Source organism: Glaciimonas sp. OK215 (assembly GCF_057787885.1).
The window spans coordinates 3756563-3779761 of record NZ_CM173544.1 but is presented as its reverse complement, the minus strand read 5'-3'; the positions used below and the strand labels follow the sequence as shown (position 1 = coordinate 3779761).

The following is a 23199-nucleotide window of genomic DNA, read 5'->3' as shown; positions in this document are numbered from 1 at the left end:
GGTATCGGCTAACAAGGATTAATGAGAGGCAACGATGGGTCAGTTGGAGCACTTATTCCAGAATAATCGACAGTGGGCGGAGGGCGTCAGCACCCACGATCCGCAGTTTTTCGAAAGACTATCCCGGCAGCAGGCGCCCGAATACTTCTGGATTGGATGCTCGGACAGCAGGGTTCCGGCCAACACCATCATCGGTCTTCCGCCGGGAGAGATTTTTGTACACCGCAACCTGGCTAACATGGTCAAGCATTCTGACCTGAACTGCCTTTCGGTTATGCAATTCGCAGTCGACGTCCTGAAGGTCAAACACATCATCGTCTGCGGACATTACGGTTGCGGCGGCGTGCGGGCATCGCTGTCAGGCGAGCGGCTGGGTTTGAGCGACAACTGGCTCGGGCAAATGCGCGACATCCGCGAAAAGCATAAGCGACTCCTCGCTGGTTGCGAGAGTGAGGCGCTCAAGCTCGACCGTTTGTGCGAGCTCAACGTGATCGAGCAGGTCGCCTACGCCAGTCAGACGACAGTCGTTCAAGACGCATGGCGACGGGGGCAGGCGCTGACCCTGCATGGTTGGGTGTATGGCTTGCAGGATGGATTGTTGCACGACCTGAATGTCTCGATGTCCGACCCGGAAACGCTGCAACATGGACTTGCCTCGGGCATTGACGTGTTGCCGGAAGTTGTGGTGCCTGCAATTACAGATGGTGAGTCTTATTAATTTCTGAGGAGAATGTATGTTAGTTGAGAATAAATACGCGCGCCGCGCTCCCTATAGTGACGATTTGCGGCAGGTAATGAGTGTTGCGAAAGCGGAAGAAAGCCGTCACTGGCTGTCTTGCTGGCCTGAATTAAGCCGGGAAGCAACACCGCTGTGGCATCTGCCGCGCTTGGCGCAAGGCCTTAACGTTGCGCGGATCAGCGTTAAGGACGAATCAAAGCGGGCCCTGCTTGGCAGTTTCAAAGCGTTAGGAGCCCCAATCGCATTGATTCGTCTGATTCTTCGAAAATGGCCTGAGGATTCGTTCACAGCCAAGGACCTTTTTCTGGGTCGCCATGCAGACCGGTTGCGCGATTTTACTGTCATCAGCGCCACCGACGGCAATCATGGCCGAGCGCTTGCCGCTGCGGCGAAAAGTGTCGGCTGCCGCTGTGTGATCGTTTTACACCGCAACGTCAGCGAAGAGCGTGAAGCGGCGATTGCTGCGTTCGGGGCGAAAATCGTCCGGATCGCAGGCAACTACGACGAATCCGTTCAAGAAGCGGCACGACTCGCCGAGCAAAACGCGTGGTACGTCGTATCGGACACTTCATACGACGGTTACGAAGAGATACCCCGCGATGTGATGCAAGGATATGGGACGATTGCGGCGGAATTGCTGGCTCAGGAAGGCGCTTCGCCGGATGCCCCTTGCCCTTATACGCACGTTTTTTTGCAGGGTGGGGTCGGCGGCCTGGCCGCAGGCATCGTCAGCTATTTCAGCGAGCTTTATGGGGAAAGGCGCCCGACGTTCATCGTCGTCGAGCCGCAACAAGCGGATTGCCTGTATCAAAGCGCGATTCAAGGCCGTGCGGCAAATGCAACCGGTTCAGTCGACTCGGTGATGGCCGGTCTCGCCTGCGGCGAAACCTCGCCGCTTGCATGGCGATTTTTGCAACCTGCGGTGGATTTTTTCGAGACGATCACGGACGACGCTGCCGTAAAAGCGATGCGCTTGCTTGCCGCGGGCAGCGCCGAGGATATTCCGATTGTAAGCGGCGAGTCGGGCGCAGCAGGCCTCGCCGGTCTGGTTCACTTGGCGCGGTCATTCGAACTTCGACAAAGAACCGGTCTTGGGCCCGAGTCTAAGGTGTTGCTGATTAGCACCGAAGGCGCTACCGCTCCCTCGGTCTACGAGCAACTTGTCGGGCAGTCGGCCGACACTGTTCTGGCTTCCCAGGTAAGTTGGCGTAATCACGCCAACGTCCAGGCACCTGCTGAAATTTGATGACTCCAGCAACGAGGCGATAGACATTGCGGGCGGAGCATGCGCTGTGAGGCGCATTGCCCATGTTGTTCGACCGGTTTTTCGCGCTTACGATAACTTTACTTTTATAAAGATTCCAACTATGCACATCGGCATTCCGCTGGAGACATTGATAGGCGAGACACGAGTCGCGGCGACTCCGGAGACGGTCAAAAAACTGGTGGCGGCAAAGCATCAGGTAGTGGTGCAGGCTGGCGCCGGCATCTTGTCGAGCATTCCCGACGAGGCTTACGCCGCTGCGGGCGCCACGATCGGTTCCGCCGCCGAAGCCTTTGCCGCGCAGACGATCCTGAAAGTGCGCGCACCGGGTACGGAAGAATATGCGCTGCTCAACAGCGGCGCGGTCGTGATCGGCATGCTGAACCCTTTCGATGCCGAGAATATTGCGCTGATGGCAAGTCACGGGCTGACCGCGTTTGCCCTCGAAGCCGCACCGCGCACCTCGCGTGCGCAATCGATGGACGTGCTGTCGTCGCAAGCGAATATCGCCGGTTACAAGGCGGTGCTGATGGCGGCCAACACCTACCAGCGCTTCATGCCGATGCTGATGACCGCCGCCGGGACCGTCAAGGCGGCACGGATGCTGATCATGGGCGCGGGCGTGGCCGGTCTGCAGGCGATCGCCACGGCCAAGCGACTGGGTGCGGTGATCGAAGCGTCCGACGTGCGGCCGGCGGTCAAGGAACAGATCGAATCGCTGGGCGCGAAATTTCTCGATGTGCCGTTCATTACCGATGAAGAACGTGAAATCGCCCAAGGCGTCGGCGGCTACGCGCGCCAGATGCCGGCCGACTGGATGCGGCGTCAGGCTGAACTGGTGCATGAGCGCGCCAAACAAGCCGACATCATCATCACCACCGCGCTGATTCCGGGCCGCAGGGCGCCGGTGCTGATCAGCGAAGAAACGGTCAAGGCCATGAAGCCGGGTTCGGTGATCCTCGACATGGCGGTCGACCAGGGCGGCAATTGCCCGTTGTCGGAAGCGGGCAAGACTGTCGTCAAGCATGGCGTGCACATTATCGGCGAAGGCAATCTGGCAGCGCTGCTGGCGGCCGACGCGTCGGCGCTGTATGCGCGCAACGTGCTCGATTTTTTGAAGCTGATCGTCAATCCCGAAGGCGGCCTGGTGATGAATCTCGAGGACGATATCGTTGCCGCCACCTTGCTGTGCCACGGCGGCGAAGTATTGCGAAAACAATAAACAAGGACAAAGGAAAACCCATCATGGAAGTCACCCACACCATCACCAACCTGATCATCTTCGTACTGGCGATCTACGTCGGTTACCACGTGGTCTGGACCGTCACACCGGCCTTGCATACGCCGCTGATGGCGGTCACCAACGCGATTTCCGCGATCATCATCATCGGCGCGATGCTGGCCGCCGGACTGACCGAAGGCATCGTCGGCCAGGTTGCCGGGACACTCGCGGTGGCGCTGGCTGCCGTGAATGTCTTCGGTGGCTTTCTGGTCACGCAGCGGATGCTGGAAATGTTCAAGAAGAAAGAACCGAAAGCAGTCGCGCTCCCTAAAACAGATTTAGCGGGAGCCAAATCATGAGCATGGCATTCGTTAGCATGAACCTGGTGACGATGTTCTATCTGATCGCCTCGGTGTGTTTCATCCAGGCCTTGAAAGGGCTGTCGCATCCGTCCTCGGCCCGGCGCGGGAATGTCTTCGGCATGAGCGGCATGGCGATCGCCGCGATCACCACCATCGCGCTGATCATCAAACTCAAGACGCAAGCCGGCAGTACCGGCCTGGGTTTCGGACTGGTGCTGATCGGCTTGGTGGTCGGCGGCGGCATCGGTGCCTTCCTGGCTAAAAGAGTCGAAATGACCAAGATGCCGGAACTGGTCGCGGCGATGCACTCGCTGATCGGTCTGGCCGCCGTCTGTATCGCGGTCGCAGCCGTGTCCGAGCCGTGGGCCTTCGGCATCGCGGCGCATGGCGACGCCTTGCCGGTCGGCAACCGCATCGAGTTGTTCATCGGCACCTTCGTCGGCGCGATTACCTTCTCCGGGTCGGTGATTGCGTTCGGCAAGCTGTCGGGCAAGTACAAGTTCCGCCTGTTCCAGGGCGCGCCGGTCAGCTTCCGGGGCCAGCATTTCATCAACCTGTTGCTGGCGGTGGCGATGCTCGGTCTGGGGATCATTTTTGTACTGACCCAATCCTGGCTGCCGTTCATCCTGATGACCATCATCGCGTTTGTGCTGGGCGTGCTGATCATCATCCCGATTGGCGGCGCGGATATGCCGGTGGTGGTGTCGATGCTGAACAGCTATTCGGGCTGGGCGGCGGCCGGGATCGGTTTCTCGCTGAATAACGCGATGCTGATCATCGCCGGTTCGCTGGTCGGTTCTTCCGGTGCAATCCTGTCCTACATCATGTGCAAGGCGATGAACCGTTCGTTCTTCAATGTGATCCTGGGCGGCTTTGGCGGCGCTGCCGCTGACGCGACGCCGGGCGGCGCACAAGGACAACGTCCGGTGAAATCGGGTTCTGCCGACGATGCCGCGTTCCTGATGGGCAATGCCGAAACCGTCATCATCGTGCCCGGCTACGGTCTGGCCGTGGCGCGGGCGCAGCACGCGCTGATGGAACTGGCCGAAAAGCTGTCGCACAAGGGCGTTACCGTCAAGTTTGCGATCCACCCGGTGGCGGGACGCATGCCAGGCCACATGAACGTCCTGCTGGCCGAGGCTGAAGTGCCGTACGACCAGGTGTTCGAGATGGAAGACATCAACAGCGAATTCGGCCAGGCCGATGTGGTGCTGGTGCTGGGCGCGAACGACGTGGTGAATCCGGCCGCCAAGGATCCGAAGTCGTCGATTGCCGGCATGCCGATCCTGGAAGCCTACAAAGCCAAGACCGTGATCGTCAACAAGCGTTCGATGGCGTCCGGCTATGCCGGGCTGGACAATGAGTTGTTCTACATGGACAAGACCATGATGGTGTTCGGGGATGCGAAGAAGGTGATTGAGGATATGGTGAAGGCGGTCGATTAAGCGGCTGTACTAAGCTCCTGTATAAACCGTGCTGGCGATGCCGTCAGCGCAGCGTCTCAAAAAACCCCGCAGCGACTGCTCGCTTGTGAAACAACAGACTGATTGCAGGAAATTCAACGAAATGGAGGAAAATCATGCGTGTCAGCGACATTCTGAAGCACAAACCCAACCCACTCTTTGCAGTTGAACCGGGACGATCTTTGTCCGAGTGCGTGATCCTGATGTCCGAGGAGGATGTCGGTTCGCTGCTCGTGGTGAGCCATGGCCAGCTAATCGGTTTGCTGACGTTTCGAGAGGTGATCAACATACTTGCGCAACGGCAGAAGGAGTTGCGGTGCGGCCCGACGCCACACTTCACGGAGTTGACGGTGCAGCAGGTGATGAATGCAAAACCAATCGTTGCGTCGCTCAACATGGAGGTGGCCGACCTGCGTTCGCTGATGATTCGCCACCGTCAGCGCTATTTGCCTGTCGTCGAGCGGAACTGCCTGCATGGCGTCGTGTCATTCCACGACGTCGCAAAGGCTGTCCATGAGGAACAGAGCTTTGAGAACCGAATGCTGAAGCGGTATATCGGTGATTGGCCGCTCGAAGAGCAAGTCTTCTCTTAACCCTGAAGTGGCAAGCTACATTCGATAAAATTGCCTCACGTGGACTGCCGTTAAGCTTGCATGAACGTCTGGACGTGATTTCATCGACTACAGCTTTTCAGATGGTGTGTTGGCGGGACGCACTCGGCCGGCTGCGCTGCGGGAAAAACGCAGCGGCAGCGTTATCAGACCCCGGTACACGGCGTTTGAGCCCCACTTCGGCGTAGCGTTATCGAGTTCCAGGTTCGGTAGTCGCCGCATTAACGTGTTGAAAGCCACCTCAGCCTCCATGCAGGTAAGGGTCGCGCCAATACAGACATGGGGGCCGTAGCCAAAAGACAAGTGATTTCCTTCATTTCGGGTGAGGTCGATCGTGTCGGGATTGCTGAATTTGGCTGGGTCACGGTTCGCCGCACCGATCATTGGTATCACAAGCTCGCCCTTTTTGAGTCGATGGCCGTGCAGTTCAATGTCCGCCATCACTCTTCTCCCCGTATATTGGACAGGACTCTCAAAACGCAGCAGTTCCTTGAGAGCGGATGGCATCAATGCCGGATTGTTCTTCAATATTTGCCATTGTCCCGGGTCTTTAAGCAACGCGAAAAGGCCGTTGCCCAACAGATTGCGTGTCGTTTCATGACCGGCAAACAGCAGCGTGCAACATTGCGCCAGAAGCTCCCTGGTCGTTATGAGGCCGCCAGCTTCTTCAGCCAGGATCAATTGGCTCACGAGATCGTCACCTGGGTGCAGGCGCCGCTCTGGCAGCAATGCGCGAAAATAATCGTTCAGCGCGACGAGACCGCTCTGTGCGCGACGGGCGATCTCCAGAGATGGCGTAGGACTGCCGATAAAGGCAGCAATATCGTCCGACCATGCAATAAAATCCGCATGGTCGCACTCATTTACGCCGAGCATATCGGCGATTACCATCGCGGGTAGAGGACGTGCGAAGTCGCTGATGAAATCCATCTCATCACTAGCATCGAAGCTGTCGAGCAGCCGATCCACGATAAGTTGGACACGCGGCCCCATTGATTGAATGGCTGCGGGCTTGAAGCTTGCATTCATCGCCTGGCGCAGACGGGTATGCCGCGATCCATCAAGAAAGACCAGCGATCTTGAAAAAATCCGCTTGAATTCGCGCAATTCCGCACGTGCTCCGGGCCCGCTGCCGTTGACCCATCGGCTCGCTCGCTGCGCCGAAAAGCCGGGGTTGCGCAGCACGTTTGCGACATCCGTGTAGTGCGTCAGCAGCCACGCTCCTCCACAAAATTCCTTACTCCAGTGAAGCGGCCCTGCGGCACGCAACGCATGGTAGGTCGGATAAGGGTCATCCAAGAAGGCCCGATTGATGAGGGTTGTGTCCATTATCTTTGACTGTAAACGGTATTACGATGCCGGTCCGCAGCCCGCATCGGCTGCACCGGCGCGGGTACGCAAGCCCAGCTTGGCGAGCAACGCACGGTCGTCTTGGGCATCGGGGTTGCCGATGGTCAGCAACTTGTCACCATAAAAAATCGAATTGGCGCCGGCCAGGAAACATAGCGCCTGCACCGTTTCACCCATTTGACGCCGTCCGGCCGACAAACGGACACGCGCTTTTGGCATCGTGATGCGCGCTACGGCAATCGTTCGTACGAATTCCAGGGGATCGAGTGGGTCAATGCCGTGCAAGGGCGTTCCTTCGACCTGCACCAGATGATTGACCGGCACCGATTCCGGATACGGATTCAGGTTCGCCAATTGTGCGATCAGAGCGGCGCGCTGACGCCGCGATTCGCCCATGCCGACGATGCCGCCGCAACACACTTTCAGGCCCGCATGGCGCACGCGGCCCAGCGTATCGAGACGGTCCCGATATTCACGGGTCGAGATGACGTTGTTGTAGAACTCAGGCGCGGTGTCGAGGTTATGGTTGTAATAGTCGAGTCCAGCTTCTTTCAGGCGGTCGGCCTGGCCTTCTTCCAGCATGCCGAGCGTGGCGCAGGTTTCCAGGCCGAGCGCCTTGACTTCTCGCACCATCTGTTCGACCTTTTTCATGTCGCGCTCTTTCGGCGAACGCCACGCCGCGCCCATGCAGAAGCGGGTGGCGCCGTTGGCCTTGGCTTCACGCGCAGCTTCCAGCACCGTTTCAACAGGCAATATTTTTTTCGCTTCGACACCGGTGTCGTAACGTGCAGCTTGCGGGCAATAGCCGCAATCTTCCTCGCAACCGCCGGTCTTGATCGATAGCAGCGTCGCCAGCTCGATATCACCGGAATCGAAATTTGCGCGATGTACCTGCTGCGCCCGATACATGAGGTCATTGAACGGCAGCTCGAATAAGGCTAATACCTCATCGACCGGCCAGGTAGCGCCATGCGATGGCGTGATGGCAGGGACAACAGGATGAAAAGTGACAGGTTGCAACATGATGAATAACCTTTTCGTTTCAAGACGGAATAGGGGAGCAGGGCGCGACAGGAAGGCAAGTAAATCAGCTAAAAAGAGAGGCTTGCACTTGAAATGACTGCGGCAACGCGATGCTGCGGCAATGCCAAGTACCGCTTGCTTTCGAACTCCGCCAGGTATCTGCAGTGTGCTGCTAGGAAACGCAAGCGCTTGATTCGATCGCTACCGTGGTCGTCACCTGATTTCGCACGCCGATAATTTCGGCCATTATCGAGACTGCGATCTCAGCCGGCGTCCGGCTGCCGATGCGCAAGCCGACAGGTCCATATAATCGGTTGATTTCACATGTCGCCAGATCAAATAGCGCAAGGCGCTCGCGGCGATTTTTTTGATTTTCCCGGGAGCCGAGTGCGCCGACATAAAAAGCCGGTGACTTGAGCGCCTCGAGCAAAGCCATATCGTCAAGCTTGGGGTCGTGCGTCAGGGCCACAATGGCCGTGCGGGAATCGGGTTGAATGTGCAGCACCGCATCGTCCGGCATGATGGTCAGCAGGTCGGTGCCGGATACCGACCAGCCACGATAGAACTCATCGCGAGGATCGCACACTATCACATGAAAATCCAATGCCTTGGCGATCTCGGCGGCAATCGCAGACGTCTGCCCGGCCCCGATCAGCAGCAGACGCCAGCGCGGGCCGAACAGACACCGAAACCTTCCGTCCTCCAGGCCGCAAAGATCATCGTTACATGCCGGGCCCAGCGTGTGCGCACCCGTGTTCAAGTCTATGGTGCGCATCACGAGTCGATGTCCTGCGATAGCCTCAAGGACTTCATGGACCCATTGTGCATCGGTCAGCGGTTCTACAATGAGCCGAAGGGTGCCGCCGCAGGGCAGGCCGAAGCGGGCAGCTTCTTCCCGTGTGACGCCATACGTAACGGTCGTCAAGGCTGTCGGCATACCATCGCGGCGCAGCCGTTCGATCAGATCATCCTCGACGCAACCGCCCGATACCGAACCCATGACCCTGCCATCCTCATGCAGGCACAGCATGGCGCCGACCGGCCGTGGCGACGAACCCCAGGTTTCGGCAACAGTGACCAGCGCAACCGCGTGGCCTTGCCGTCGCCAGTCGTCTGCTGCTTGTAGCGTGGCAAAATTTTCAGAATCCATGTTGTTCCTGTTGAGGCAGCGTGCTGCTTGTCGTTCAGACTCCCGACATTGCTACCATGCCGGGCAGTTCTGAAATGCAGTTGCGCTGCCGATGTTCATGCAAACTCCATGATCACGGCCTCCGCTGCGAGGAGGTCTCCTTTTCTGACGCTGATTTTCGATACGGCTCCGGTTCGCGCCGCATACAATGTCGTTTCCATTTTCATCGCCTCGATGACGCATAGCGGGTCACCGGCCTGAACCTCCTGACCGACCTCTACCGCTATCAACATGACGACGCCTGCCATCGGACAGTGCAGCTGCGTGTCGGCGGCATCGGCCTTCTTCGAGGGCATGAAAGCAATGAGTTCGGCTTCGCGACGCGTGCAGACCCGTGCTTCGACGTGCGTACCGGCATGCGCCAGTGTCACCCCGTTCAGGACGGCACGAACTTGAACAGCCATGTACTCAGCGTCAACCGTGCCGCACCAGACAAGTTGACCTGGCCGCCAGTCAGACACAACGATATGAGCGGGTTCTTCGTCGCGCTCGAAGCGAACCAGGCAGCCATCGGACGTAGTTTCCACCGATACGTCGAAGCGTGTCGAATGGAGCATCACCACGCGCTCGCGTCGATGCGGACTTGCCGGTGTCTCCCGTACGGACTTGGAAATCGCACGTTGTCTCACGGCGGAAAGGTCGTCGATTGCCGCCGCCACGGCCGCCAACCTCTGTGCCAGGCGCCCCGCAGGTTCCGCTAGCGCGAAGCCCCCCTTGAACTCTTCTGCGATGAACGCCGTTGAGAGATTGCCTGCGTGCCATCGGGGGTGGCGCATGAGCGCGGAAAGAAAGGGAATGTTGTGGCGAATGCCGTCGATCACGAAGGTGTCGAGGGCATGCGACTGCGATGCGATCGCTTGCTGGCGGGTCGGCGCGTGCGTGACGAGTTTGGCGATCATGGGGTCGTAGTGGACGGATATTTCTCCACCCTCATACACGCCCGTATCATTACGCACAGTGATGCCTTGATGAGTACCTTCGGCAGGCGGTCGGTAGTTCACCAGACGGCCTGTGGCCGGCATGAAATTGTGCGTCGGGTCTTCTGCGTAGATTCGGCTCTCGACAGCCCAGCCATTGAGTTTTACGTCAGCCTGCGTAAGCGCGAGCTTGCCTCCGGCCGCAACATGGATCATCTGTTCGACCAGATCGATACCCGTGATCAGTTCCGTCACGGGATGCTCGACTTGCAAGCGTGTGTTCATCTCCAGGAAGTAGAACGAGCCGTCTTGCCCCACAACGAATTCCACGGTACCCGCCGAGTCGTATCCGACCGCCCTGGCCAGCGCCACGGCCTGATCCCCCATTTTTTTGCGCATCACGTCGTTGAGCAACGGTGACGGCGCTTCTTCGATGACCTTCTGGTTGCGTCGCTGAATCGAGCATTCGCGCTCGCCGAGATAAATGAGATTGCCGTGCTTGTCGCCGAGTATCTGTATTTCGATATGGCGCGGATCAACGATGAATTTTTCGACGAAGACGCGATCGTCTCCGAACGAGGACGCCGCTTCGGATCTGGCGCGCGCGAAGCCGTCGGCAACCTCGGACGCCGAGTAGGCGATACGCATGCCTTTTCCGCCGCCCCCGGCGGAGGCCTTGATCATCACCGGGTAACCTATCTCGTCGGCGATCCGGACCGCGTGATGCGGATCGGTGATGACGCCGAGATAGCCGGGCACGGTCGAGACCTGCGAGGTGCTGGCGCACTTTTTCGACGCGATTTTGTCGCCCATGGCCTCCATGGCCTTCGGATTCGGCCCGATGAAAACCAACTCGGCAGCCTGCAACGCCTTGGCGAAGGCAGCTCGCTCGGACAAAAAGCCATAACCGGGATGGACTGCGTCTGCGTTCGTCTGTCGGCAGGCGGCAATGATTTTTTCCATGACCAGGTAGGACTCACCCGCAGCGGCGGGTCCTATATGAACTGATTCGTCGGCCATTTCGACATGCAGCGCCCGCCTGTCGGCGTCCGAGTAGACGGCGACCGTCTTGATGCCCATGCGGCGTGCGGTCTTGATGATCCGGCAGGCGATTTCGCCACGGTTGGCGATAAGAATTTTTGAAAACATGGATCTAGTTGTTATCCGTGATGCATGCGGTTATAGGGGAATGTTGTCGTGCTTGCGCCACGCTTGCTCGCTCGTCTTGCGCACCAGCGCAGCAAGGGCCTGCGCAATGTGCCGCCTGGTCTGACAAGGCATGATGATGTCGTCGACATAGCCTTGTTTTGCTGCGGCAAAAGGAGAGTTGAAACATTCTTCATACTCCTTTACGCGGGCCACGACTTGATCCGGATCGTTTTCGGTGCCGCCGTCGATGATTGTCAAGGCACTCTTTGCGCTCATGAGCCCGATGTGCGCAGTGGGCCACACATAATTCACGTCGGCCCCGATATGCTTGGAGCCCATCATGGTATATGCGGCGCCGAATGCCTTGCGGGTGACTACGGTAACCAACGGCACGGTCGCCTGCGAAAAAGCGAACAGCAGCTTGGCCCCGTGCTTGATGAGGCCATCATGTTCTTGCGCTGTGCCTGGCAGGAAACCGGGAACGTCCACCAACGTGACGATGGGTATGCCGAAAGCGTCGCAAAAGCGCACGAAGCGTGCCGCCTTGCGTGCAGCGTCGGAGTCAAGCACGCCGGCAAGCACCATGGGCTGATTCGCGACGATGCCTATGGTGCTCCCTGCGATGCGCCCGAATCCGGTCACGATATTGGAGGCAAACATCGCCTGGATCTCGAAGAAGTCGCCTTCATCCACCAGCTTGAGGATCAGCTCCTTGATGTCGTAGGGCTGGTCCGGGTCTTCCGGGATGAGCGAATCAAGTGAGGGCTCGATCCGTTCCCGATCATCGAAGCTGGACCACGCCGGGACGCCGTCCAGGTTGTTCGCGGGCAAGAAGCCGACAAGACGCCGCATCTGTAGAATCGCCGTGACATCATTATCATAGTTGCCATCTGCGACCGATGATTGCGTGGTGTGCACAGAGGCGCCCCCGAGTTCCTGGGCGGTAACCGTTTCATTAGTGATGGCCTGCACCACATCCGGTCCGCTCACAAACATTGAACTCGTGTCATCCACCATAAAGACGAAATCAGTCATCGGCGGCAAGAACGCGTCGGCACCCGGGCATGGGCCCAGAATCAGCGAAATCTGGGGAATCACGCCCGACGCTGCCACGCTGCGCCGATACTGCTCGCCGTAGCCCGCAAGTGCCGCCGTCCCCTCTTGAGCGCGTGCGCCCTCGCTGTCGAACAGACCAATGAGGGGGGCGCGGTTCTTGAGCGCCAAATCCTGGATCTTGGCAATCTTCCGTGCATGTGCTTCGGACAGCGTGCCGCGGAATACTGAAATATCTTTGGCGAAGAGAAATACCGGGCGTCCGTTGATAGTGCCTTGGCAGGTGATGACGCCATCACCCGGTATCTTGTTTTCCGCCATCCCGAAGTCCGCGCAGCGATGTTCCACAAACATGTCAAACTCAATGCAGGACCCTTGGTCGAGCAATAGCTCGACACGCTCCCGCGCAGTGAGCTTGCCGCGTGCGTGATGCGCGGCGATACAATCCGCACCGCCGCCGAGCAAGGCTTGCTCTCGGCGTTGTGCGAGTTGGTTGTGATTGGCTTTCATCGGCATTTCCTTCAGTGGTCCAACCCAACGCCATTTGCGCATTTACCGGAACAGCGCGTCACGCCTGAAATGCCCTGAGTTGCGGGATGATTTCCTGCGCGATAATCTCGCACTGGTTCATCTCGTACTTGTAAGGAACGAAGACGATCTTCTGCACGCCGGCCGCGAGGTGCTCCTTGAGCTGCGCCACGCATTCGTCAACGGTACCCATGATCGCGCTGTCCATGGTCGATTCGCTCCCCTGTGCAATATCAAAGTCCGTGTTCAGCCATTCCATCATCTTTCCTTCCACGGCGGCGCGTGATTCTCCGACCATGATTGGAAGCTGGGCGCCATTCATGAGCGTATCCGGATCCTTGCCGGCTTCGGTGGCATAGTTGCGGATCTTCGCCCACGATTTGGCGAATTTCTCGGGGCGGTAGAAATACGTCAACCATCCGTCGCCTTCGACTGCTGCCCGCTTCAGTACGCGATCGACGTAGCCGCCGATCAGGAGCGGCGGACGAGACTTCTGCACTGGCTTCGGATACATCACACCAGCGGGTATCTTGTGATTGGTCCATTCGCCCTCGACCATGTCCTCGGTCCAGAAACGTTTCAGAATCTCGAGGTTCTCGCCCATGATCTTGCCGCGCTGGTCGAACGGCACGCCGACAGCGTCGAACTCGCGCTTGTACCAGCCAGCGGCCATGGCCAGCAGAAGGCGGCCGTCGGAGAGCTGATCCATGCTGGAGAGCTGTTTGGCGAGCACCACCGGATTACGCAGCGGCAGTACCAGAATGCCGGTAGACAGCTTGATCTTTTTGGTGCGGGCGGCAATGGCGGTGAGCAGTGTCAGCGAATCGATGATCGGGAAATTCGGCTGCACACCTAAGAGGATGTGATCCCAGACCCAAATCGAATCAAAACCCAGTTCCTCCATTCTGACGCCGTAGTCGACGAGTGCCTTCGCATCCGGCATTTCCGGATAGGCGGTGAAATTGCGAGCAGCGATACCATACGTGTTATGCAGACCAGCCATGTGTGTTCTCCTGTAAAGTCGTTTTCATTCTGAAATTTTGTAAAACATGCAGACGCTATGCGATGTAAAGGCGCTCCGGGTCGAGCTCGCGCAGCACGCCGAGCTCACGCTCGGTCGGTAGCTCAGTCACGGCGATATCCTGGTCATACGCAAGTCGGAATCCCGTGTTGTCATTTACTTGTTCGACGCTGACGCCAGGATGCAGTGCGACCACCTTCATTTTCCTGGTCCTGTCGTCGAAGCCGAAAATCCCCAGATCGGTCACCACCCGGTACATGCCGCCGGCAAGAAGACCTTGGTCGCGACGCGTCGTACCACCGTTGAGGAACCCCGGGCTTGTGACGAAGTCAACCTTTTCGACGAAGCGGCGCCTTTCATGCTTCATGGCGACGATCATCTGGGTCAGGCTCGAGATGTCGTTGCCGCCGCCAGTGCCTGGCAGACGCGTCTTCGGATTGGCTGGACTACCGATATACGATGAGTTCAGATTGCCGTACATATCGATCTGCGCACCGCCCATGAAGCCGATGTCGACATATCCACGTTGCAGTAGAAGCAGTACATCGGTACTGCTGAGCACCATATTGGCCCGCTTTGTACAACGTTGTTCGTTGGTGGATGGCGGTAGCGCACCCGGCTCAATGATCGGGCCAACGACGCCTCCCTCGAACAAGATCGTGAGGCCTGGGCAACGCAGACGTTGCGCCAGCGTTGCCGACAACAATGGCACACCCACTCCGGCGAACACGATTTGTCCTTCCTTGAGTAAGCGTGAACTCATGACCGCCAGCAGCTCGCCGGCGGTGAAATTGGCGATATCAGTCATTGAGCAGACTCCTTCCGCGGCGCGAAGCATCCAGTAATTCATCTAATCCGAGAAGACCAAGATAGTCGTTCCATGTCTTTGGCTCGCGGACATAGCGATTCAAATATTCCTCCATTCCGGCAACCGGATCGCCATTGGCAAGCGAAGTGTAGAAATCCATGTGGTGGAATAGCGGCTCGTAGATTCCGCTGCATTCGTGCGGTGCCGAGCCAAACGGCACTTCGACCACGGCATCGACGGCGAAGAACGGAATCTTTGTTTGGTCAGGAGCACGCCGGATCTGATCGTTGGAGACGATCCTCTCAGTTGTCAGAATGACCTTGTTCGCGGCCATTGCAAGATCAATGTCCATGAATTGCAAGCCATCCATCTGCGCATTGCCGTAAGCGTCGCAGCGCTGTACGTGAATGATCGCCACGTCCGGATTGAGCGCCGGCACCAGCAACAGGTTTTCACCGGTGAAAGGGCAATCGATCTGGCGCGCCTCCGGGCGCTGGCGCATGACATCAGAGCCGAGCATCGAGCGCATGGGCAGGAAGGGCACGCCCATCGCGCCGGCCTTAAAGCGCATGCCCATCGCGAGATGGCTCCACTCGTCATATCGGGCTTTACGACTCTCGACGTAATGACGCATGACTTTGGACACGCCCCACACGATACCCTGGCTGAACCAGCTGGTAGTGATGTGGTTGCAGATCCCGGACGCGAAGAGCAGATCGCCGTCACTTGATACGATACTGCGCGCGATTGAAAGCTCTTTTTTCCGGGCTCGGATCAGCGCCCAGATCATTGCCATTGGAGTACGTGAAAGCGTGCTTCCGCCGATGCCTACCGAGTCCCCATTATTTACCAGTGCAGCCGCTTCTTCTAGCGAAAGCACTTTTTCGCGCAGACTTCGATCCCGTTGCGCAAGGTTTCCGCGCAGTTCAAGATAAGATTTAACTTCCATATTGTCTCCTAGTGTTTTGACATAACGCCCGAGAGGGAGTTATGCGCAGAACGCGGCGAATCGAATGTCCGGACATGAAATTAAGCACGTCCCGACAGCAATAGCCCCTTCGCATGGCTGATATCAAGAAGCTGTTTCGCCTCATTGTTATATCATTCCATTGATGGAACCATATCACCAATAAAAGTCGGATGCAAGAAATCAAATGGCCGTTCGGTGAAATAACAAATTAAAATGAAATGACATTGACTTTCTAACGTCCTATTGATAGATTCATAGGCAGACTGAGCTGACATCTTGTACGGCAAAGCATACAAAAGGAGAAGAAGGATGAGACAGAAATGGTTTGGGATGACGCTAGCCGCAGCTGCCGTGTGTTTCGCGGTAACTGCTCAAACGCAAGCTGCAGGCATCGTAAAGATCGGGGTGAACCAACCCTTGACCGGGGCGGTCGCTGCATCCGGAAATTTCGTTACCAATGGCGCGAAGATTGCGGCGGATGAAATCAACACGAAAGGAGGTGTCAACGGCAGCAAAATTGAACTTGTTATTGAAGACAACAAGAGCAATCCGACTGAAGCGGCTAACGCTGCCGAGAAGCTGATTGTCCGGGACAAGGTACCGGTCATGCTGGGTGCGTGGAGTTCCACTTATACGCTCGCAGCGATGCCGAAGCTGATGGAATACAAGGTGCCGATGGTGGTTGAGACATCGGGCGCGGACAAGATCACGACATCGGGCAATCCTTATGTCTTCAGAATCTGTCCGACCAACGGCATGGAAGCTCTCAGTTTTTCCAGGCACGTCGCCGCGCTGAACATCCGTAAAGCCGACATGCTCGTTGTGAACAATGACTGGGGACGCGGCTCGGCCGATGCATTCCAGGCCATGCTCAAGGAGAAGGGGGTCACCGTCGGACGCGTGCTGACCATGGATGCATCAGCGCAGGATATGACGTCGCAGCTGTCGACCCTCAAGGGCACCGATAGCGACACGCTGTTCGTTACCACCGCTGTCGAGCAACTGACGCTGGTCCTGAAGCAGGCCCAATCGCTAGGGATCAAACGCCAGATCATTACCTTGGGCGGCTCGCAAAGTCCGAACCAGTTGATTGAACAGGCGGGCTCCGCAGCGAATGGCACGATGCATAACATGATGTTTGCGCCATGGTTTCCCGAGGCTTCCGCCGATCCGGCAGCCGCTAAAATCTTTATCGCCGAGTGGCAGCGGCGCGGCTATGACGCCGCCGGCCTGACCGAAGGTTTCCGCGGCTATGATGGCATCCGCACAATCGCCGCGGCAATCGCCAAAGCGGGTAGCCCGGATGCGGAAAAAATCCGCGAGTCACTTTGGAAAACCCAGTTGATCGGCCTGACCGGCAAGATCGCCTTCAACAAGGTGGGGCCGCAGGGTAAAGAAAGCGGCCAAAGCACGCCGAATACCTACCTTGTGAAAATCGAAAATGGAAAGGTCGCGCTCGTTCCGTAACGAAAAGGTAGTCAGGCCTGGTGTAATCCGCGCAATCCTGCAGTGGAATACGCCAGGCATTTGTCTTGTATGTTGTGGATTCAGCGCCATCCACAATCACTTCGTCTTCAGGCGCGTGCGGGAATCCAAGTGGACCAATTACTTCAGCACATAGCAAATGCGCTGATCCTGGGAGGCACATATGCTCTTCTCGGGATCGGTCTGACCCTGATCCTCGGGATCATGAAAGTCGTCAATTTCACCCATGGCGAGCTGTATTCATTCGGTGGCTTCATGGCCTATTTCTTTGTATCGGCGCTGGGGTGGAACTTCTTCCTCGCCATGACCGTATCCATCATGCTTGGCATCCTGCTTGGAGCCTGCATCGAAAGAGTGTTTCTGCGCAGGATGCGCAGTGCGGATATCGATTCGACCATGATCGTCATGATCGGTTGCTGGATCGCCATGCAAAACTTCGCGCTTCTGATCTGGGGTGGCGTTGCGAAATCAATTCCGACTCCGTTTCCCGCCGAGCCGTTGATTATCGGTCCTGTTTCCATTGCATGGCTGCGTGTTTTTGTGCTTGCTGCGGCAATGATCCTGATTCTTGCAACCTATCTCTTGATTAATAAGAGTCCGTTGGGCAAGGCCATGCGGGCGACATTCCAGGACCGCGAAACGGCTTCGCTCATGGGAATCAACATCGATATCATCTATACCGTCACATTTGCGCTTGGCTCCGGGCTCGCAGCTGCAGCCGGGGCACTGCTTGGACCGGTCTTCGTGGTGACGACCACGATGGGCAATATGGCGGCACTGAAAGCGTTTGCCATCGTCATTCTGGGTGGCCTGGGCAGCATTCCGGGCGCCGCCATCGGCGGCTTCATCCTTGCGTTCGCCGAGGAGATGGGGTCTGGCTACATCTCGTCCGGCTATCGCGACGCGATGGGGTTCATTCTCATCATCCTGGTTTTGATGTTTAAGCCCACAGGCTTGTTCTACGTACGCGGAGAGAGAATCGGATGAAACACCTCTGTACTTACCTATTTATGGGAATTTTGCTCACTATTCCCTTATGGCTTCATGATCAGTACTTTCTTCATATCCTGATCACGACAGGCATCTTTATCATCGGGGCGATGAGCCTGAACCTCCTGCTCGGTTTTACCGGCCAGCTCAGTCTGGGCCACATCGCGTTCTTCGGCATCGGTGCATACACCAGCGCGCTGACCTCGCTTGGTTTCGACATACCGATTGTCGGCGACCTCCACATCGTTCACCAGCCCTGGCACCCGGTCGCCGGGATTCTGATGGGCACGCTGGTTGCCGGTGTGTGCGGTTACATAGTGGGTAAACTTTCGTTCAAAATCAGGGGCGCGTATTTCGTTATTGTCACCATCAGTTTTGCTGAAGTCGTTCGTCTGGTGGCACTTAACTGGGTTGATCTGACGAACGGTCCGCTCGCGCTCAACAACATCCCGCCAGTCGGATTCAACCTGCCTGTAATCGGAGAAATGATTTTCTGGCAAAAAACACCGAACTACTACCTGATGCTTGGAGTGGCGTTCGTCGCCTATGTTCTCATTCAACGCGTCGTGCGCTCTCGAATGGGGCGCGCCATGATCGCCTTGAGAGAGAATGAGGCTCTGGCGACCTCGGTCGGCATCGACGTTACGCACTACCTCGTGTTCGCAGCGGTCGCCGCAGCGGCGCTGGCGGGTGCGGCCGGCGGGCTTTACGCGCATTACATCAGGATCATCGACCCGGACATTTTCCTGTTCATTTATACGGTGACGATGGTGATTATGGTAGTGACAGGCGGCAAGGGGACACTGGCAGGCCCTATCGTTGGAGGCGTAATTTTCGGGGGGCTGCCGGTAGCCTTACGTGCCGTCGCAGCACCCGAAGTTCAGTGGATCGTCTATGGAGTGGCAATGATCTTGATCGTCTTTTTCCTGCCACGCGGCATCGTACCGGCAGTATCCGGCTGGTGGCACAGAAAAACGGGCAGTGCACAGGCCCACGTGCGACCGGTGACGTCGAACTCGCCATCGCGATGGCATGAGCACCATGACAGCAGAGACAAAGCGGAGCACGGGGCTAAACTTGCGTCGGCAGAGATACTCTCAACGAGATGGGAGATGAAGCCATGATGACGGCAACGCATACCAAAAAAACGATCCTGTCGATCAACCATGTGGCGGTCCACTTCGGCGGTCTGGTGGCAATCTCCGACATGACATTCGATGTGAGGGAAGGCGAACTGGTGAGCCTGATTGGGCCAAACGGTGCCGGTAAAACCACCGCATTCAACGTTGTCACAGGTTTCTTACGACCGACAAAAGGGGAGGTACACTTTCGAGGTGCAGCCCTTCACCGTCTTAAGCCTCACCAGGTGGCGGGCGTCGGACTGGTGCGGACGTTTCAGAAGACCAGCCTCTTCACGACGAACACGGTGTTCGAAAACGTTCTTACCGGCCTGCATCGCCACGGCAGCGCTTCGGCATGGGCAACGCTGCTTTCGCTGCCGAGCGTCAAGCGCGAGGAAGCACGGCTGCGTGAAACAGTATGGGAGATACTCGACTTCATCGGTATCGCCGAGCACGCCAACGAACTTGGCGGTGCTCTGCCATACGGGGCACAACGTCTGCTGGGAGTCGCGGTGGCACTCGCTGCCAATCCTTCGCTCCTGCTTCTCGATGAGCCGGCATCCGGCATGAATCCGTCCGAGACAGCCGATTTCATGGCGCTTCTCAGCAAGATCCGCGCACGCGGCATTTCCATCCTGCTGGTGGAGCATGACATGCCGTTGGTGATGGGCGTGTCGGACCGTATCGTCGTCCTGAACTATGGAAAGATCATCGCCGACGGTACTCCGGCGGCAATCCAGAAAAACCCCGACGTTATCAGCGCCTATCTAGGGCATGGAGTCAAACATGCTTGAAATTAATAATATAGTTTGTCGTTATGGCAAGGTTGATGCAATTAAAGGCGTATCGATCGTGGTCAGGAAAGGCGAGCTCGTCACCTTGATCGGCGCCAATGGCGCAGGCAAGACGTCCACCCTTAAGGCGATTTCCGGTCTTCTGCCTCCGGTCAGTGGGCGCATAAGCTTTGAGGGAGTGGATATCACAAAGGCGTCGGCCCAACGCATTCTGTCAATGGGGATTGCGCATTGTCCGGAAGGTCGACGTGTTTTCCCGCAAATGACGATCCAGGAAAATCTTGAAATCGGCGCCTATCGACGCAAGGATAAGGCAGGGATTACTGCCGATATGGGGCGGATGTTCGACAATTTCCCGAAACTGGCAGAGCGCCGGCATCAGATGGCCGGCACACTTTCAGGCGGGGAACAACAAATGCTCGCAATAGGGCGCGCCTTGATGTCGCGTCCTAAGCTGGTCTTGTTCGACGAGCCGTCTCTTGGCCTCGCGCCAAATATTGTGGAGCGCACCTTTGAGATCATCAGACGTGTTCGCGACGATGGAATGACCGTGCTGATGGTGGAGCAGAACGCCTACGCTGCGCTGGATATGTGTGATCGTGCCTATCTGTTTGAATCAGGTTCGCTATCCCTCGAAGGGACCGGGAAAGACATGATCGACGATCCGCACGTCCGCAAGGCCTATCTCGGCGGATAACATTCAGATGCACGACCATAACGACTCTAATGGAATGGATGGATCCAACTGAAAGCGGCATTAAAATGCCATAGTGAAAATGAAAGCGTGCTCGAAATGGCGTTCAGTACATACGGGATTGATATGGCAAAGGTTGTTTTCTTTGTCATTTTTTCGCTGTCAAGACCGATGCATGGCAGTTATTTCGAGCGCAGTACTTGAAGCACGAAGTTTTATCGTTGGAGGAGTTGAAATGCATCCCCACATGCAGGAATGAGTAATCGGGGAAGTGGGCGGTTCAAATGCAGGTCGATTTAGCGCCAATAGAAAGGTCGCCTTTCTATTGGCTACCTTACGCGACCGCACTTAAAAATGCGAAAGCCCGCGCTGCTATTGACATGCGTGGCCTGATCGTGGTCGATGCCCCCTTCAGTTTGCCAAGCGTTCAATTCATGACGTTACGGTAAAGACTGCCGCCGTCCTTCACGGGATATGCTGGTTGGGTAAAGCCTGATATATATTGAAAACAGTTGCTGTTGCAGCCCAGGTGTCAGACATGCAGATTACTTCACTGCGCCTACCCAGGCGGCTTCAACCGGCAATGCTATTTGCAAGGTAGTGAGCAACTGTCCCATGCCGGCATAAATCCTGAACGTGCTGGCGAGTTCGGCATATTGTCCGGTGATGTATGAAAAGCGGGCACTGAAATACTCATTTTCTGCATTCAGCAAGTCCAGCAAGGTGCGTTGCCCAATGCTGAATTGCTTGGCATAGGCCTCACGGGTTGCAGCGCTGGAATCAACATATTGTTTCAAGACCTCCAACTGGTCGCGCGCAGTGAAGTTGGCGTTGTAAGCCAGCGCCAGGCTTTCTTCGACCTGGCGACGACTGCGATTGAGCGCTTCGTCGGACTCTTTGATCTGGAAGCGGGTTTCGCTGATCCGCGCCAAGTCAGCCCCGCCGCGCGAAAAATTGTAGCGAAGGCGCAGCATGATGGTGCGATCGTCCGCCACCCCATTAATTCTGTCCCGGTCATGGTTTACTCCCAGCTCCAGGTCGATGCGTGGCGATAAAGCGGCTTTCGCTGCCGCATACTGCGCCTTGGCCGCAGCCACGTCGGCCTCTGCCGCCTTCAACGTGGGATGGCCGGCCAGGGCGGTATCCAGCGCCAGCCTCTCGCTGCGCGGCAATGCATTCTCCGGCGCGACGGGTCTGAGAAGCGTACCCGGCTGCGTGCCGACCAAACGCAAATAGGAGACTTCTGCATCCTTGAGGCTGCTCTGCTCCGTCCTCAGATTGGTTTTTGCCAAGGCCAGGCGGCTCTCGGCCTGATCAAGGTCAGCGCGTCGGCCGACCCCGCTTTCACTGCGGATCTTGATGTGATCGTAGATACGCTGGTGGGCGTCCAGATTGTCGACGGCGGCAGCCACCGTTTCCTGGCGCCGCAGAACCTCCAGATAGACGCCCACCGTGCGTAGAGCGATATCCTCCGCGGTGGCCGCAACGCTATAGGCGGAAGAATCGACCCGCGCCTGCTGACGCGCCACTTCGCTCTTCACGGCGAAGCCGTCAAACAGCATCTGGGACAGGGTCACGCCGGCGTCGCGGCGGCCGAAGCTAGGGTCGCTCAGATTGAGAGCACGCGTATTGATATTATCGAGCCGTTCCCGACCGGCGCCGGCACTCAGATCGATACGCGGCCAGTAACCGCCACGCGCCCCCTTGAGGCCCTCGTCGGCCGCCAGCCGGTGATTGGCGCTTGCCAACACTTCAGGGTTTGTCGACACAGCCTGCTCGACTGCTTCCCTTAGCGTCTGGGCAACTGCACATGCGGATGAAACAGCGGTCACCCACGCCAGTGCGAACACTGACCAAAACCTGTTTCTTTTCATGTAACTCCCTGCGTGCCGCCGAGGTATGGTAAACCAGCCACAAAAGTCGGATGTGAAAGGTTTGGCGCTTGGTGGATACGACACGATGTTACATGACGACAACACTCCGTTCAACTTGTATCGCAGCATGAAGCCAAGCATCGTTCACGCAAGATCTGCTCCAGAATCCTGCCGAGCATTTTGCGGGGCACCCAAGCCTCGCCCTGATCTACACCGTGTACGGCCTTGGCGAGATAAAGCTGAACGGTGTCATGCGTCAGGTAGCCGCGCGCGCCAGTAGACAGGGCGAGCATGAGCCGTTCTTCCTGAACGGGGTCATCGGTCAGCAGAACCACGCGCGTCGCCGGACATTCCCTGCGTAATGCCAGCAGCAAGAGCAAATCCGCATCGGCACACAGGCCCAGCCTGAACAGCAGAATGCGCGGTTTGAGTCCGAGAACCGTGGCGACAACATCTTTGCACGTTGCAGCCTGCCCCACCACCAGGATATCGCGCTCATGCCGCAGCATGCGCTTGCACGCCATCAGCTCTGTCCTGTCTGGATCAGCAATCGCCACGGTGATGGTTTGCAT

At 57.3% G+C, this 23199-nt stretch carries 21 protein-coding genes; 11 read left to right on the top strand and 10 right to left on the bottom strand.

Annotation, left to right across the window (positions count from 1 at the left end; translation table 11 throughout):
- The first annotated feature begins 34 nt into the window (after positions 1 to 34).
- The 6 genes from can to AC3CHX_RS17385 all read left to right on the top strand — a co-directional run bounded on the left by can (position 35) and on the right by AC3CHX_RS17385 (position 5643).
- On the top strand, positions 35 to 718 hold the full coding sequence (can, locus tag AC3CHX_RS17410) for a carbonate dehydratase (protein WP_488629287.1): 684 nt from the start codon (positions 35 to 37) through the stop codon (positions 716 to 718).
- Between the two features lie 16 nt (positions 719 to 734).
- Positions 735 to 1985, top strand: coding sequence for a diaminopropionate ammonia-lyase (locus AC3CHX_RS17405; protein WP_488629286.1), 1251 nt, complete (start codon positions 735 to 737; stop codon positions 1983 to 1985).
- A gap of 121 nt (positions 1986 to 2106) precedes the next feature.
- Positions 2107 to 3225, top strand: coding sequence for a Re/Si-specific NAD(P)(+) transhydrogenase subunit alpha (locus AC3CHX_RS17400; RefSeq protein ID WP_488629285.1), 1119 nt, complete (start codon positions 2107 to 2109; stop codon positions 3223 to 3225).
- A 23-nt stretch (positions 3226 to 3248) separates the two neighbouring features.
- The gene (locus tag AC3CHX_RS17395; protein ID WP_488629284.1) at positions 3249 to 3584 is read left to right on the top strand and encodes an NAD(P) transhydrogenase subunit alpha part 2; all 336 of its coding nucleotides are present in this window, start codon (positions 3249 to 3251) and stop codon (positions 3582 to 3584) included.
- 2 nt (positions 3585 to 3586) lie between these two features.
- A complete protein-coding gene (locus AC3CHX_RS17390) occupies positions 3587 to 5032 on the top strand; it encodes an NAD(P)(+) transhydrogenase (Re/Si-specific) subunit beta (RefSeq protein WP_488644850.1) in 1446 nt (481 codons plus the stop codon).
- 134 nt (positions 5033 to 5166) lie between these two features.
- Positions 5167 to 5643: a CBS domain-containing protein gene (locus AC3CHX_RS17385; RefSeq protein ID WP_488629283.1), complete on the top strand. Its 477-nt coding sequence runs from the start codon at positions 5167 to 5169 to the stop codon at positions 5641 to 5643.
- An 87-nt stretch (positions 5644 to 5730) separates the two neighbouring features.
- Here the strand turns inward: AC3CHX_RS17385 and AC3CHX_RS17380 are convergent, their stop codons facing one another.
- The 8 genes from AC3CHX_RS17380 to AC3CHX_RS17345 all read right to left on the bottom strand — a co-directional run bounded on the left by AC3CHX_RS17380 (position 5731) and on the right by AC3CHX_RS17345 (position 15648).
- Entirely contained in the window at positions 5731 to 6990 is a 1260-nt protein-coding gene (locus AC3CHX_RS17380) for a cytochrome P450 (protein WP_488629282.1), read from the bottom strand.
- 21 nt (positions 6991 to 7011) lie between these two features.
- Positions 7012 to 8037 (bottom strand): biotin synthase BioB, encoded by a 1026-nt coding sequence (bioB, locus tag AC3CHX_RS17375; protein WP_488644849.1) that lies wholly within the window; start codon positions 8035 to 8037, stop codon positions 7012 to 7014.
- Positions 8038 to 8206: 169 nt separating this feature from the next.
- Positions 8207 to 9184 (bottom strand): XdhC family protein, encoded by a 978-nt coding sequence (locus AC3CHX_RS17370; RefSeq protein ID WP_488629281.1) that lies wholly within the window; start codon positions 9182 to 9184, stop codon positions 8207 to 8209.
- Positions 9185 to 9279: 95 nt separating this feature from the next.
- Positions 9280 to 11289 carry an acetyl-CoA carboxylase biotin carboxylase subunit gene (locus tag AC3CHX_RS17365; RefSeq protein ID WP_488629280.1) on the bottom strand — a complete coding sequence of 670 codons (2010 nt, stop codon included), beginning with the start codon at positions 11287 to 11289 and terminating at the stop codon, positions 9280 to 9282.
- A gap of 30 nt (positions 11290 to 11319) precedes the next feature.
- Complete coding sequence (locus AC3CHX_RS17360) at positions 11320 to 12852, bottom strand: acyl-CoA carboxylase subunit beta (protein ID WP_488629279.1); 1533 nt, start codon at positions 12850 to 12852, stop codon at positions 11320 to 11322.
- 58 nt (positions 12853 to 12910) lie between these two features.
- Positions 12911 to 13873 carry an LLM class flavin-dependent oxidoreductase gene (locus AC3CHX_RS17355; RefSeq protein ID WP_488629278.1) on the bottom strand — a complete coding sequence of 321 codons (963 nt, stop codon included), beginning with the start codon at positions 13871 to 13873 and terminating at the stop codon, positions 12911 to 12913.
- Positions 13874 to 13928: 55 nt separating this feature from the next.
- Positions 13929 to 14699: a CoA-transferase subunit beta gene (locus AC3CHX_RS17350; protein ID WP_488629277.1), complete on the bottom strand. Its 771-nt coding sequence runs from the start codon at positions 14697 to 14699 to the stop codon at positions 13929 to 13931.
- Complete coding sequence (locus AC3CHX_RS17345) at positions 14692 to 15648, bottom strand: CoA transferase subunit A (RefSeq protein WP_488629276.1); 957 nt, start codon at positions 15646 to 15648, stop codon at positions 14692 to 14694. Before AC3CHX_RS17345 ends, AC3CHX_RS17350 begins: the two co-directional genes overlap by 8 nt.
- A gap of 330 nt (positions 15649 to 15978) precedes the next feature.
- Between AC3CHX_RS17345 and AC3CHX_RS17340 the strand changes: the two genes are divergently transcribed.
- From AC3CHX_RS17340 to AC3CHX_RS17320, 5 genes are all read left to right on the top strand, one after another.
- Positions 15979 to 17136, top strand: a complete 1158-nt coding sequence (locus tag AC3CHX_RS17340) for an ABC transporter substrate-binding protein (RefSeq protein WP_488629275.1) — start codon at positions 15979 to 15981, stop codon at positions 17134 to 17136.
- A gap of 129 nt (positions 17137 to 17265) precedes the next feature.
- Positions 17266 to 18141 carry a branched-chain amino acid ABC transporter permease gene (locus AC3CHX_RS17335; protein ID WP_488629274.1) on the top strand — a complete coding sequence of 292 codons (876 nt, stop codon included), beginning with the start codon at positions 17266 to 17268 and terminating at the stop codon, positions 18139 to 18141.
- Entirely contained in the window at positions 18138 to 19268 is a 1131-nt protein-coding gene (locus AC3CHX_RS17330; protein WP_488629273.1) for a branched-chain amino acid ABC transporter permease, read from the top strand. The genes AC3CHX_RS17335 and AC3CHX_RS17330 overlap by 4 nt, the downstream gene beginning before the upstream one ends.
- Positions 19265 to 20059 (top strand): ABC transporter ATP-binding protein, encoded by a 795-nt coding sequence (locus AC3CHX_RS17325; protein WP_488629272.1) that lies wholly within the window; start codon positions 19265 to 19267, stop codon positions 20057 to 20059. The genes AC3CHX_RS17330 and AC3CHX_RS17325 overlap by 4 nt, the downstream gene beginning before the upstream one ends.
- Positions 20040 to 20756: an ABC transporter ATP-binding protein gene (locus AC3CHX_RS17320; protein ID WP_488629271.1), complete on the top strand. Its 717-nt coding sequence runs from the start codon at positions 20040 to 20042 to the stop codon at positions 20754 to 20756. Before AC3CHX_RS17325 ends, AC3CHX_RS17320 begins: the two co-directional genes overlap by 20 nt.
- A gap of 542 nt (positions 20757 to 21298) precedes the next feature.
- Here the strand turns inward: AC3CHX_RS17320 and AC3CHX_RS17315 are convergent.
- Together AC3CHX_RS17315 and AC3CHX_RS17310 are read right to left on the bottom strand one after the other, a co-directional pair.
- Positions 21299 to 22627, bottom strand: coding sequence for a TolC family outer membrane protein (locus AC3CHX_RS17315; protein ID WP_488629270.1), 1329 nt, complete (start codon positions 22625 to 22627; stop codon positions 21299 to 21301).
- A gap of 110 nt (positions 22628 to 22737) precedes the next feature.
- A complete protein-coding gene (locus AC3CHX_RS17310) occupies positions 22738 to 23199 on the bottom strand; it encodes an ANTAR domain-containing protein (RefSeq protein ID WP_488629269.1) in 462 nt (153 codons plus the stop codon).